Source organism: Myxococcus sp. MxC21-1 (genome assembly GCF_032612255.1).
Classification (GTDB): domain Bacteria; phylum Myxococcota; class Myxococcia; order Myxococcales; family Myxococcaceae; genus Myxococcus; species Myxococcus virescens.
Genome location: NZ_CP123278.1, coordinates 7595066 through 7607818, shown reverse-complemented (window position 1 = coordinate 7607818; position 12753 = coordinate 7595066). Strand labels below are relative to the sequence as shown.

Sequence of the window (12753 nt, the reverse complement as noted above, 5' to 3'; positions counted from 1 at the left end):
AACGTCCTCCGGGAGACGGTTCGACTCGACATTCACTCCTCCTTCTGCGTCGGAGATTTCTATCCCGAGGCCGCCTCCCCAACAATTGTCCTCTCTCCTCGGGCTCGATCGCATGGTGTGCAATGCGTCAGTCCCGGGCATGGGACGAACGGGAGCCGCCCTGCGCCGTGCTTCCAGGGAAGATCCCCGACGGCGCGCAACTGGAGGTGGGCGGCAGCCTCTCAGGTAGGTGCCTTTGAAACAACCTGCTAGGGAGGAAAGGAGTCCTTGCGCAGCCCATTCCGCCATCGCAGACACTGCGGCAACCCGGACAGACAGTTGAACCCGCCGTTCGCGTGGGTGCTCGTCGCCATCCACGGGCACGCTCCCTTCAGCTCAGGGCTGACATGTCAATGGTGGGAATTGACACGTCAAACAAGAGGCCTGACACCTCGGGCTCCAGCGCAGGCTTGAGTTCTGGCCGGGCTCCACAGAGCAGCGCCCACCCAGAGGCCACCCAACCCCGGTAGAGGCACAGCGCATGCATTGCTGCCTCGTGGCGCCAGTTCTTGGCGTTTCTCGAGGGTTGGCTTTGACCCTCAACCCGTTTCTCATCTGGAGCCCGCATGTTCAATCCCACGTCTATTCAGAAGCAGGTTTTTGCTCTCTCATGGCTGGCGAGCCAAGCCACTGTGGGCAACCTGATTGGTCCCTGGAGCGCGAAGGACCTGGAAGGGCAGATCAACAGCCTGAATGCTCCCTACTCGAAGTGGAAGGTGGTCTGGGGCCCGAGCTATACCCTGGATGATCTGCTCCCCCCTCAGGTGAGCAACGGGATGTTCGTCGCGCAGCAACTGGACGGTAGCAACAACCCTCTCCCGGTCTATGTGGTGGCCGTGGCTGGGACCAACGCGCTGTCCTCCTTCGATATGACGACCGAGGACCTCGACATCGAGCCGACGGACTGGAAGCTCAAACAGGTGGGCAGCACTTCCTCGCCGATGCAGGTGACGACGGGGGATTGGGAGGGCCTCATGAGGCTCCTCTTCAAGATGCAGTGGCCTCTCAATGACATCCGGACGTTTCTGGGGAACATTCCGAACAAGCAGACCGTCACGCTCTGGTTCGCCGGGCACAGCCTCGGCGGAGCCCTCGCCCCGATGCTGATGCTCGCGCTCATGGATCCAGATTCGGCGCTGAATACGCAGGACACGAACCTGAGCCACTGGCAGCACGTGAACCTGCTGGCTACAGCGGGGCCGTCGATCGGCAACCAGGCGTTCCTCGACCACTTCAAGAGCGTGTTCGGTGCCGGCAAAGCCAATGCCACGTTCATCTGGAACGCCAAGGACGTGGTGCCACACGCCTGGAACGCGGGCACGATGAATGCGCTGACGAAACCGACGAACATCTACGGCCTCAACGTCCTGGCCAATGACCCTGTCGGGAAGATGATCGGCGCTCGGCAGGCGAGCGCCTCGAACCAACACTACGTGCAGTTCGAGCAGACAGCCGCGTTCGACGGCCCGCTGGCGCGCTACACCGACAGCAAGAACACCGGCGTGAAATGGACCGACGATTCGTCGTTCATGGCGCAGCTCGGCTACCAGCACCTCAATGCCTACGTCAGCGCGTTCAATGGCGACCAGGAATGGTTCCCGCAGGGCAAACCGCCGGCCGGGTGCAGGTGGTTCCCGCTGAGCAACTCCTGCGATGACCCCAAGTCGGCCCAGCAGATCGTCAATGCGCTGAGCGGGAATTGAAGCGGAGACGAGAGACAGAACTTCGGCTGGCTCCAATGCGATGGGTGGGGGAGGCTTCCTTGGTGGCCTCCCCCCGCCGTGGATGCTCCCGCGAGGAATGCCCTCGGGGCGGCCAAAGTCATTTCCAAAGTTGATGGCGGCTGCCGGCAGTAGCCTCCCGCGGAGAGCGTCACGGACGAGGTGCCCTGGGGCTCCTGCGTGGGGAGGTACTCCGGGCTCGCCATCCTCAGCTCGACAGATACCGCCTCGGCACATGAGCCCAGGTCCCACGCCGGCGCTCCAGGTTGCGAGATGACTTGGTGCGCTCCGCCACCCCGCGGTGTCGGCGCAGCGGGGCTGCTCGACAGCCTGTTGGTGATAGCAACCATCTCCGCCTGGAGCGTGGCGATTGACGCGTTGGCTTACCGGTGGCCGGCTCTCATTCCGCTGCTCAAGTCCCGGCCCGTGGCGCTGATTCGTGACGGGCAGATAAATCAGCATGCTCTGCGTCGTGAGTTCATGAATCGTGAGGAACTGATGGCGGAGCTGCGAATGCACGGGGTCACGGACGTGAAGGAAGTCGCCCGCGCCTACCTTGAGCCGAGCGGGATGAACAGCGTCATCCGTGTGGCGCGCAAGGAGCCCGTGCCACGCGTCCTCTGAAAGGCTCCACGCATTCTTCCGCTGCTCGCACCCCAGTAGCGCCCTCACGTACTCCACTGCGGCGGCATGTGCTTCGCGCCTGCGGAAGTGGGGCTGCAGCCAGGCCCCAATCTCTTCCATTTCCGCGCGACCAGGCGCACCTCGTGCGCTCGCGTCTCTACGTCGATTGTCGACGACATGGGAAGCCTCGCTCCCCCCTCCAGTTCTTTCAACAAGGAGGCGGTACCGGCTTTTTCCGAACTACAGCTGTAGGATCAAGCACGAAGGCCCCGCGATATTCATCGCGAGGCCCATGTAAAACAAAAGGACCCTACCGGTTGGCAGAGCCCTTCGTTCAGCGCTCCGAATGAAGCCCTGCGCGAACTCGTTCTCTGAGCTCTCTCGAGAAACTGCGAAGGAAAAGAACGAGAAACATCATGGGGTTAGGTGAAATCGGGAAAATTCGGGGTCCGATTGAGTGTCCGCGAACTTCGCCTTCGTCCGCCCCAGCTAGCGCGCCATGGTGCTGGTGTCCACCAGGGTGGCGGGTTGGGGCGAAGGCTCGGGGACGAGCCGCGTCTCCAGCCGCGAGCGCCACTTCAACGAGGGCCGTTCCACGCCGTGGTGCAGAGCGAGCGACGCGAGCAGCACCGCCACTGCGCCCCCCAACAGCGTGACGGGGTGGAATGCGTCCATGCCATAGGGCTCCAGTGAGACGCGGACTCCGTGCTGCACGGCTTTGTGGGTGAGGTAGACGGTGAAGCTCAGCACCGCGAAGGTTCTTGCGCCGGGGATGCGGGCGCACACGCGCGAGGCGGTGGGGCCCGCCATGGCCATGAGCAGCGCCGCGTAGCCTAACGACGTCATGGGGAACGCGAGCATCGTGTGGGCCAGGTTCCGAAAGTGTTCTTCGTTCATCCAAAACACTCCGCCCAGGCACACGAGTCCCACCAACGCGAGGCCTCCGGCGCGGGCCCCTCGTGTCCAGCGCTCCCAGGCCGCGGGTCGGAAGACGCGCAGCGCCGCGAGCAATACGCCGTACGTCAGCCCGTCGAGCCGCGCGTACGTCGGGTAGTACAGAAGCGTGTCGTAACCGCGCCACCCTGCGTCACCCGGCCCGAGCAGCGAGAAGTGGCGCTGCCACAGGCCGCCCCGCAGGAGCATGCCGGCCACCATCAACCCCACCGCGCCCGCGAGGAGGTGCGGTGCCCGGACGCGCCCGCGCAGCGCGAGCACGGTGAGGGGCAGCACCAGGTAGAAGTGTTCCTCCACGCACAACGACCACGCGTGGGAGAAGCCGTTCAGGCGCAGTCCGAAGTTCTGCGTGAAGGTGAGGAAGCGCCACGCGGGCGTCTCCACGGGGCGTTCACTCCACGCGGGAATGAAGAGGTACAGGGCCACCACGAAGAAATAGGGGGGCAGGATGCGCAACGAGCGCCGCAGGTAGAAGCGCTTTAGAGACGGTGCCTCGCCCCGGGACGCCGGCTCCAGGAGCTGCGAGCCGATGAGGAAGCCGCTCAGCACGAAGAACAGCTCCACGCCCGTCCATCCGAAGTTGGCGAGCATCCGATAGGCCTCGTGGCCGTCGGGGCGCGGGTAGTGGAAGAGGACGACGATGAGGATGGCCAGGCACCGGAGCAGGTCCAGGCCGGCGAGGTGGCGCGGTTCGGTGGCGTTCAGCGGAGTCGGCCTTCAGCGGTGGGGATGCGCTGGATGCTAGGCGACATCTCCAGAAGTGCGGCACCAAATCCCACGCCCCGATGTTCTTCGCCATGCCGCACTTTCGGGAAAGCGGGGTGGGCTGGAACGCCGTGCTTTTCGCGAACGCCAAGGCAGGATTCCCCGGCAGATTCTCCCGCCGCTGCTTCCACTTCAACCCCTGCCTGCCTTTGCTTTCGGGCAGGGCCTTCTTGCTTTCAGGTCCTCTGCGTACACAGCGCCGTCGATTCGACGCAGGAATGGACTGGCGGAGCGCTAGGCATTGCGAGCGGAGAGGTAGGCATGCACCCGGGGCATGAGCCTGGCCAGGGGACGGCAGCGGTGGTTACGGGTGACGTTGGCATGCAGGTCGAGCCACACCCGCTTGATGCGATTGCCCTGGGGCAGTACGGGGGAAGGAAGTGGAGGACGAGGCGTCCCCACTCGCTCAATAAGGGGATCCCTCAGGGTCAGGCCTGCACCGGTACAGGGCACTGCGAAGCATTACGGGTATATGCCTTCGTCGACACGGAGTCTGGCTTCAGCGTACTGTGCGAGATTGTCTGGAAGGAGTGTCGCCTGCGGGGCGCGGCAACCCCGCGAACGGATGTACTTCTGGTCGACCAAAGGAGTATCCATGTTTGCGAAAAGTCTCGTCCTTGCGGTGGGATGCAGTGCTTTGATGTTCGGATGTGCCGGACAGCCCGATGAGACGCAGGAGATTGTCGACAATCTGGCCGAGGCCGGGTTTCCGGCCGATGACATCATGGTCGTCGACGGGAAGGTGTACGTCGGGCGAGACGCCGAGGTCTCGCTGGCCGCATCGCGCGAGATGCTCGCGCGGGACCACAGCACCGAGGAGCAGTACCACACGACGAACCTCATCAGCTCGGCGGTGACGAAGATCTGCATCAACGGCTCGACGTTCACCGGCAGCTTCAGCACGGCACTCGACCTGGCCATCCAGAACTACGACGAGTTGCCGCTGTCCTTCGCCATGGCGCGCACGCCGAGCACCGGCTGCAGCTTCACCATCAACGCGGTCATCCAGCCGGGTGTCGTTGGAGGCTCGGCGGGATTCCCCTCGGGCGGGCTGCCGTACGGCACCATCAACATCGGCGGCGGGCTTTCCACTTACAGCGTCGACGTCATCGAGCACGTCATCACGCACGAGATTGGCCACACCATCGGCTTGCGCCACACGGACTACTACAACCGCAGCATCAGCTGCGGCAGTGGCGGCAACGAAGGTGACGCGGGCGTCGGCGCCATCCACATCCCGGGCACGCCGACGACGGCGACCGTCGGCGGCTCGCTCATGAACTCCTGCTTCCGCTCGGTCGAAACGGGGGAGTTCACCTCCGGCGACCTCAGCGCGCTGACCTACCTGTATGCGGCGCTCCCGCCCCGCCCGGACAAGGGCCCTTGGTACAACCCGGCGCGTTCTGGCAACGGCCTGGACATCCAGCACCTCGCCTCCGACCAGATCCACGTCACTTGGTACACGTACACGGCCGCGGGCGTGCCCATCTGGTACCAGGCCTACCTCGTCGCGGAGGCCGGCGAGTGGCGGGGCGATCTGCTGCAGACCTCCTGGACGGGCTCCTCCGCGACGTTTTCCGTGGTGGGCACCCTGCGCATCACCTATAGCAGCGGCCTGTGGCGCTTCTACTGGAAGCTGGGCTCGCTCTCCGGCAACGAGCCCATCCAATTCCTGGCCTTCGGTGGCGGCAGCACCGTGATGAACCTGAATGGCCTCTGGTACAACGGCGCGGAGCCCGGCTGGGGCGGCAGCTTCAATACACAGGGCAACACCCACGTTCTCAACCTGACCGTCTATCAGGGCAGCAATCCGGTGTGGCTGCAGGGCGTGGTGAACAGCGCCTCCACGTCGCTCGTGTTCCCAATGACGTACGTCACCGGGACGAATCTCTGTCCGGGTTGCACTGGACCAACGTCGACGTCGGGGACGGCCGCGGGCACCTTCACCGTCAATGGCTCGGCGGGCACTCCAGGTGGCATGGCTGCCTCCTCCGCAGTGAGCTTCCCCGGCGGGACGTGGAACCGGCCCTCCTTCACGCTTAACCGCCTGACGGGACCATAGGCACCATCCTCCGGGCGCCGTGTCTGCGTGAGCGTCGACACGGCGCCCCTCTTGCCCAGGGGCGTGACATCGCTCCACGAACTCAGCCGCCCATTGCCTGCAAGGCGAGGGGGGCCTGTTGGCTGAAAAACACCCTATCGGCCAACGAACTCAGCGGGCACATCACAGGGGCGCGAAGTCCCTCCTCAGGCTGGCGTCACGTGGTCGAAGGGGCGCACCACCTGCCTGCCGTCGGAGACACGCTCCAACGTCACCGTCTTCGCCTTCGCGTCGATGGCCTTCACCTTCGCCGAGAAGCTGGCCCGCCCCTGCTTGTAACGCACCTCCTGCCCCACCTCGTACGAGGTGGACGTCCTCGGGGCTGGGATTGGCGCTGGGGGCGGCGGCCGTCGCGGTGCGTCCCACCGCACGCGGGCGCCCGCGGCTCTTCTGGGGCGCTGGCGCGGCCCGCGTGGGCTTCGGCGCAGCCTCCGTCTTCACCCACTTTCGCACGGGCACCGTGGGCTTGCGCTTCAGCGCGGGCGGTGGCTGCGTGGGACGGCGGATCTCCACCGCCAGGACAGCAGCATGGCCATGATGCGGGGGCCAGCGCCGAGGCTGTACCGCGTGCGAAGTGTCGCGAGTGCCCGGCGTGCCCGGGACGCCTACGTCGAGGTGTCGGAGGTGGATGGCGCCCTCCATGCTGCCGTCCTCGGGGTGGACGACGAGGTGCCGCGCACGACGGGGCCAGTGCTCCAATCTTTGGAAGAGCGCTTTGGTATCACCTCCGCCCGAGCAGAACGCGCGGTCCAGCGGCGTGATGCGGCTGACGCGCTCGCGGACCAGCTCGAGGTGGGCTTGCGTGTACGTCGTCCTGCCGCACGTGGTCCTCACAGTAGAGGCGCTGGAGGAGCCGCCCCTCCAGGCCGTCAGCGACAAGCAACTGGCCTACGCGTGCGCTGTCCGCGCGAGTGCCGTCCATGGCTTCCTCAGTGCGGTGCTGGCGCGCGGCGCCAAGCTGCCACGCTCCAACGATGAGGAGCAGATGCCGATGCTCGCCGGCTGGGGCAGAGCCACCTGCGTGCGGAGATAGCAAGCCGCTCCTGGCTGGACGGCCAGGCGCGCGTGGCCCCGGACATCGGCGTGATGGGCGAGGCCTTCCGCGCAGCACGAACCGCGAAGGTGGAGATGCCCGAGGACCCCCTTCGCCACATCGAGCTGGCGTGGCTATGTGCGTGACGATGACTTCAGACTTCCTCGCAGAGCAGGGACGCGCGAAGCCCGGGCGCCTCGCTCACTCGAATTGACGCAAGGCCGGTGGTGGCCTTGATGCCCTCATGACGCAGTGACTGAATCATGGGTAGTAGGCGCAGCCTCCTATTTTCGCCCGCCCAGTCCGCTGCTTAGAGGGATGAATCGGTGAAAGGCCTGCCCGTTTGTGGCGGAGGGGAGGATTGGGAATGACGGTAATTCGCGGCGTCGGCGTCATCTCGCTCGGCAAGTGCTTGGGTACCTTCTATGCGTTGGTCGGCATCGTCCTAGGGGCGCTGACGAGCACGGCGATGCTTCTGCTCGGACCGCGTGGCGCCAATTCCATTCTCGGCAAGAGCATGCACCTCGGTGAGTTTGACATGGGAGGTATGCTCCTGCTGGTGGCGGGAGCCTGCATCTTGTACGGCATCGCCGGGTTTGCTGTTGGCATCGTCAGTGGAGTCCTCGCGAACCTCGCATTGCGTCTCGGGGGTGGTGTCGAGGTCAAGTTGGAGTAGCTGCTCGGCACGTCAGCCGATGCGACAACTTACCGTTACAGGAGCTCGACAGCCGCGCGCCTCGCTCACTCGCATTGACACACTGAGCGACTGGCCTTGGCGCGCTCATGACGCAGCGACCGAATTTTGGATAGGTACTGCCCCATCTGTGCGGCGTCGCGAACCGACCGCGGACGCGCCGAGCGTCGGCGCGGTTGAAACCGTCGGCGGGCCTGTGCTTTCAGTGCCTTCACGCAGCTCCGGAGTTGGCGACGCGCAGGGCCCGGCTCGCGGCAAGCCTTGTCGATGGCGCCGCGCTCGTGCTCCCGTCCCTGTTCCTGGGCGTCCTCCGGTGCCTGGCGCTGCCGGGCGAGCCGGCGATGAAGGCTCCAGTTGTCTACGTCCCGGCGCTCCTCGCGTTGCTCGTTCAGGTGAGCCTGATTCGCGGCACTGGGGCGAGCCTCGGCAAGAGGCTCTTGGGAATTCGAGTCGTCCGGAGCGCCGGTTGTCCGGCTGGGGTGTGGCGCATTGCCCTGCTGAGGAACGCGCTCCCGATTGCGCTCTGCAGCTACTGCGGCTGGTTCGGCCTCGTGGACGCCCTCTTCGTCGTTGGAGAGGACCGGCGGTGTCTTCACGACTGGATGGCCGGCACGCGTGCCGTGAAGGCCCCTCGAGCGCCGCGCTCACTCGCGTTGATGTCCGCATGACCCAGCGACCGCATTTTTTGGTAGGCCCAGGGCGTGTCATGAGGCCCGTTGACGTGTCAGCAACTGAGGCTGACGTGTCAAACGCGGAGCTTGGCTGTTTCATCCTCCTCAAATCACGTTTGATGCGGCTTGGCGCATCATGGCGCCGTCGTTGCATGGGCTCGACTCAGGTTTGCTGACCACACGCGGAGACGGACCTCGCGGGCCCTTTGGCTTGCACCTTGGCCGCCGTGCTTGCTCAGGAAACTTTGGCCATTCAGGCACTTACGCGCCTTCCACCCAGGGCAGACCGGATTTCAACGAGATGGGCGACGACATCACAGCCAGACGCAAGGATGCGCACCTCGACCTTTGCGCCGTGGGTGACGTCGAACCCACCGGTAACAGCACCCTGCTGGAGTGCGTCAAGCTGGTCCACTGCGCGATGCCGGAGATGGCCGTGGAGGACGTGGACCTGTCCACGGCGTTCCTGGGCAAGCGGCTGCGCTACCCACTGCTCGTCACCGGCATGACAGGTGGGACGGAGCGCGCGGGTGCGGTGAATCGCGACCTGGCGCTGCTCGCCGAGCGCCACGGCCTGGCCTTCGGTGTGGGCAGCCAGCGCGCCATGTCGGAGGACGCCTCGCGGGCCGCGTCCTTCCAGGTGCGGCAGGTGGCGCCCACGGTGGCGCTCCTGGGCAACATCGGCATGTTCCAGGCCATTGGGCTGGGCGTGGAGGGGACGCGCCGGCTGGTGGACGGCATTGGCGCGGACGGGCTGGCGCTGCACCTCAACGCGGGCCAGGAGCTGACGCAGCCCGAAGGCGACCGGGACTTCCAGGGCGGCTACCGCGTGGTGGAGCTGCTGGTGAAGGCCTTTGGCGACCGGCTGCTGGTGAAGGAGACGGGTTGCGGCATTGGCCCGGACGTCGCGCGGCGGCTGGTGGACCTGGGCGTGCGGAACATCGACGTGTCTGGCCTGGGCGGGACGTCCTGGGTGCGCGTGGAACAACTTCGCGCGTCGGGCGTACAGGCACAGCTGGGGGCGGAGTTCAGCGCGTGGGGCATTCCCACGGCGGCGTTGGCCTCCGTGCGTCGGGCCGTGGGCCCGGACGTCCACCTGGTGGCGAGCGGTGGCCTGCGCACGGGGCTGGACGCGGCCAAGGTGTTGGCGCTGGGGGCGAACCTGGCCGGCATGGCGCTGCCGTTGTTCCGCGCGCAGCAGGTGGGCGGGCTGGAGGCGGCGGAGGTGGCGCTGGAGGTCATCCTGGCGAGCCTGCGGCAGGCGCTCGTGCTGACGGGAAGCAGAAGCTGCGCTGAACTGAGACAGCGGCCCCGGGTGGTCACCGGAGAGTTGAAGGATTGGTTGGCGGCGCTGTAGCGGGTGGCCGCGCTGAAGTCTGGAAGGAAAAACATGTCTGACACCGTGACGTCCCGGCTTCCCGGGTTCCACAAGCTGCCAATGGAGGAGCGCCACGCGCACCTCTCCCGCATGTTCCGGCTCACGCCCGAGGACCTGCAGCAGCTGCTGGGCTCGGAGGCGCTCCAGCCTGTCCTGGCGAACCAGATGATTGAGAATGCGGTGGGGACCTTCTCACTCCCGCTGGGCCTGGGCCTCAACCTCCAGGTCAACGGACGTGACTACCTGGTGCCCATGGCGGTGGAGGAGCCGTCCGTCGTGGCGGCGGTGTCCTTCGCGGCGAAGATTGTCCGGGAGGCGGGCGGCTTCATCGGCGAGGCGGACCCGTCGCTGATGATTGGCCAGGTGCAGGTGTCGCGCTACGGCGACCCGACGGTGGCCACCGAGCGCATCCTGGAGCACAAGGAGCAGATTCTCGCGCTGGCCAACAGCTTCCACCCGGCCATGGTGGCGCGTGGCGGCGGAGCGAAGGACGTCGAGGTTCGCGTGCTGCCGGCCCCGGAAGGGCCGCGCGGCGAGCCGCTGCTCATCGTCCACCTCATCATCGACGCCCAGGAGGCGATGGGGGCCAACCTCATCAACACCATGGCGGAGGGCGTGGCGCCACTTATCGAGCAGGTGACGGGCGGCAAGGTGTACCTGCGCATCCTCTCCAACCTGGCGGACCGCCGGCTGGCGCGTGCCATGTGCCGCATCCCCATCCCGCTGCTGGCGGACTTCGAGATGCCGGCCGAGGAGATTGCCGAGGGCATCGCCCAGGCCAGCCGCTTCGCGGAGGCCGACCCGTACCGCGCGGCCACGCACAACAAGGGCGTGATGAATGGCATTGACTCGGTGGCCATCGCCACGGGGCAGGACTGGCGCGCCATTGAAGCGGGCGCGCACGCGTTCGCCTGCCGCAACGGGCAGTACCGGCCGCTGTCCACCTGGTACCTGGAAGAGGGCCACCTGGTGGGCCGCATCGAGCTGCCCATGGCGCTGGGGACGGTGGGCGGGCCCATCAAAATCCACCCGGGCGTGCAGATGGCGCTCAAGCTGATGCAGACGACGTCGGTGCGAGAGCTCGCCATGGTGTTCGCGGCGGTGGGGCTGGCGCAGAACTTCGCGGCGCTCCGGGCGCTGGGCAGCGTGGGCATCCAGAAGGGCCACATGGCGATGCACGCGCGCTGCGTGGCGGTGACGGCGGGCGCGCGGGGCGACTGGGTGGAGAAGATTGCCAACCTGCTGGTGAAGGCGGGCCACGTGAAGGTGGAGAAGGCCCGCGAGCTGCTGGCCAACCTCCCCGCCGAGGATGCCGCGGCCGCGACCGGCACCACGGTCTGACGCCGTGGCTCCTCGTCCTGAATCCTTGTCGGCCTTTGGCGCCGGCAAGGTCATCCTGTTGGGTGAGCACAGCGTCGTGTACGGGCACCCGGCCCTGGCCGGGCCGTTGTCGCAGGGCGTGACGGCGCGCGCCGTGCCGGCGAAGGCGTGTCAGCTCGCGTTGCCCTCCACGCTCAGCCGCCCGCAGCGGGCGCAGCTCACGGCGGCGTTTGCCCGTGCAGCGGAGGTGACGGGCGCGCCGCCGGTGAAGGTGTCGCTGGAGGCGGACCTGCCGCTGGCGGTGGGCCTGGGAAGCTCGGCGGCGCTGTCGGTGGCGTGCGCGCGGTTGCTGCTCCAGGCGGCGGGGAAGGTGCCCACGCCGAAGGACGCGGCGCGTGTGGCGTGGGCGATGGAGCAGGAGTTCCACGGCACGCCGTCCGGCGTGGACCACACCACCAGCGCGGCGGAGCAGTTGGTCCTCTACTGGCGCAAGCCGGGGCCGCCAAGGGGACGGGGCAGGTGGTGGAGAGCCCCAAGCCCTTGCACGTGGTGGTGACGCTCGCGGGTGAGCGCAGCCCCACGAAGAAGACGGTGGGCGCGCTGCGGGAGCGGCAGGCTCGCTGGCCGTCGCGCTACGAGCGCCTGTTCGCGGAGATTGGACGGGTGTCCTCGGAGGGCGCGAAGGCGGTGGCGGCGGGAGATTTGGAGGCACTGGGCGACGCGATGAACGTCAACCAGGGCCTGCTCGCGGCGCTGGGCCTGTCGTCGCCGCCGTTGGAAGAGATGGTCTACCGGTTGCGGGAGCTGGGGGCGCTGGGCGCCAAGCTGACCGGAGCTGGTGGAGATGGTGGGGCCGTCATTGGCCTGTTCCTGGAGCCCAAGCCCGTGGTGACGAAGCTCACCCGGATGGGCGTGCGCTGCTTCAGCAGCCAGCTCGCGGGTCCGCGGGCGTCGTGAGTCTTCCCATGAAAGCCACAGCTCTGGCGCATCCCAACATCGCCCTGGTGAGGCGGGGTTGCCGTCGGAGCCCCGCGCGGCCAGCATCCTGGCGCGCATGGGCAGCGGCTCGGCGTGCCGGAGCGTGCAGGGTGGGTTCTGCGAGTGGATGTGATTCGCTGCGCGCCCGGGTTGGTGCTGCGCATACGCTGGGGCAGGGCGGGAAGGGGCGTGGTGGGGACGTGGCGACGAGCTTCGCGGGCGGTGTGCTGCGCTACCCGTGGCCCGGCCCACGCGGAACTGCGCTGCCAACTCCTCGTACGTCTTGCCGCGCTCCTCTCGCGCATCGAGAACGCGTCGACGTAAGTTCTCGGAAATCGGTCGGGTCATCCCACGAGCAGCTATGCCCAGCGGCTCGGGTCAGCCGAACCCGGCTGTGAGTCAAGGCGCCGCAGACGGGCGTGTCATGAGGCCAGTTGACGCGTCAGCAAATGCGGCTGACGTGTCAAACACGGAG

The 12753-nt window shown here is 66.7% G+C and carries 9 protein-coding genes and 3 pseudogenes; 10 read left to right on the top strand and 2 right to left on the bottom strand.

Annotation, left to right across the window (positions count from 1 at the left end):
• Positions 1-605 precede the first annotated feature (605 nt).
• Positions 606-1742 carry a lipase family protein gene (locus QEG98_RS33885; protein ID WP_316564235.1) on the top strand — a complete coding sequence of 379 codons (1137 nt, stop codon included), beginning with the start codon at positions 606-608 and terminating at the stop codon, positions 1740-1742.
• Between the two features lie 381 nt (positions 1743-2123).
• Entirely contained in the window at positions 2124-2384 is a 261-nt protein-coding gene (locus QEG98_RS33880; protein ID WP_316564234.1) for a DUF421 domain-containing protein, read from the top strand.
• A 489-nt stretch (positions 2385-2873) separates the two neighbouring features.
• Here QEG98_RS33880 and QEG98_RS33875 read toward each other — a convergent pair whose 3' ends face one another.
• Positions 2874-3980 carry an acyltransferase gene (locus tag QEG98_RS33875; RefSeq protein ID WP_316568008.1) on the bottom strand — a complete coding sequence of 369 codons (1107 nt, stop codon included), beginning with the start codon at positions 3978-3980 and terminating at the stop codon, positions 2874-2876.
• Between the two features lie 718 nt (positions 3981-4698).
• Between QEG98_RS33875 and QEG98_RS33870 the strand changes: the two genes are divergently transcribed.
• Positions 4699-6165, top strand: a complete 1467-nt coding sequence (locus QEG98_RS33870; RefSeq protein WP_316564233.1) for a zinc-dependent metalloprotease — start codon at positions 4699-4701, stop codon at positions 6163-6165.
• Between the two features lie 185 nt (positions 6166-6350).
• Here the strand turns inward: QEG98_RS33870 and QEG98_RS33865 are convergent.
• Positions 6351-6678 (bottom strand): annotated as a pseudogene (locus QEG98_RS33865) (PspA); the annotation flags it as partial.
• 328 nt (positions 6679-7006) lie between these two features.
• On the opposite strand from QEG98_RS33865, the gene QEG98_RS33860 reads away from it, so the two are divergent.
• The 7 genes and pseudogenes from QEG98_RS33860 to QEG98_RS42405 all read left to right on the top strand — a co-directional run.
• Positions 7007-7237, top strand: coding sequence for a hypothetical protein (locus QEG98_RS33860; protein WP_316564232.1), 231 nt, complete (start codon positions 7007-7009; stop codon positions 7235-7237).
• Between the two features lie 367 nt (positions 7238-7604).
• Positions 7605-7913, top strand: coding sequence for a hypothetical protein (locus QEG98_RS33855; RefSeq protein WP_316564231.1), 309 nt, complete (start codon positions 7605-7607; stop codon positions 7911-7913).
• 299 nt (positions 7914-8212) lie between these two features.
• Positions 8213-8599 carry an RDD family protein gene (locus tag QEG98_RS33850; RefSeq protein ID WP_316564230.1) on the top strand — a complete coding sequence of 129 codons (387 nt, stop codon included), beginning with the start codon at positions 8213-8215 and terminating at the stop codon, positions 8597-8599.
• A gap of 304 nt (positions 8600-8903) precedes the next feature.
• The gene (gene fni, locus QEG98_RS33845) at positions 8904-9959 is read left to right on the top strand and encodes a type 2 isopentenyl-diphosphate Delta-isomerase (RefSeq protein ID WP_316564229.1); all 1056 of its coding nucleotides are present in this window, start codon (positions 8904-8906) and stop codon (positions 9957-9959) included.
• Positions 9960-9992: 33 nt separating this feature from the next.
• Positions 9993-11321: a hydroxymethylglutaryl-CoA reductase, degradative gene (locus tag QEG98_RS33840; RefSeq protein WP_316564228.1), complete on the top strand. Its 1329-nt coding sequence runs from the start codon at positions 9993-9995 to the stop codon at positions 11319-11321.
• A gap of 4 nt (positions 11322-11325) precedes the next feature.
• Positions 11326-12257, top strand: a pseudogene (gene mvk / locus QEG98_RS42410) (mevalonate kinase).
• Between the two features lie 52 nt (positions 12258-12309).
• Positions 12310-12408, top strand: a pseudogene (locus tag QEG98_RS42405) (diphosphomevalonate decarboxylase); the annotation flags it as partial.
• Between the last annotated feature and the right edge of the window lie 345 nt (positions 12409-12753).

Excerpts from the sequence above, each read along its gene's own strand:
- QEG98_RS33885 (WP_316564235.1), top strand. The coding sequence starts at position 606 with ATGTTCAATCCCACGTCTATTCAGAAGCAGGTTTTTGCTCTCTCATGG.
- QEG98_RS33870 (WP_316564233.1), top strand. The coding sequence starts at position 4,699 with ATGTTTGCGAAAAGTCTCGTCCTTGCGGTGGGATGCAGTGCTTTGATG.
- QEG98_RS33855 (WP_316564231.1), top strand. The coding sequence starts at position 7,605 with ATGACGGTAATTCGCGGCGTCGGCGTCATCTCGCTCGGCAAGTGCTTG.
- fni (WP_316564229.1), top strand. The coding sequence starts at position 8,904 with ATGGGCGACGACATCACAGCCAGACGCAAGGATGCGCACCTCGACCTT.
- QEG98_RS33840 (WP_316564228.1), top strand. The coding sequence starts at position 9,993 with ATGTCTGACACCGTGACGTCCCGGCTTCCCGGGTTCCACAAGCTGCCA.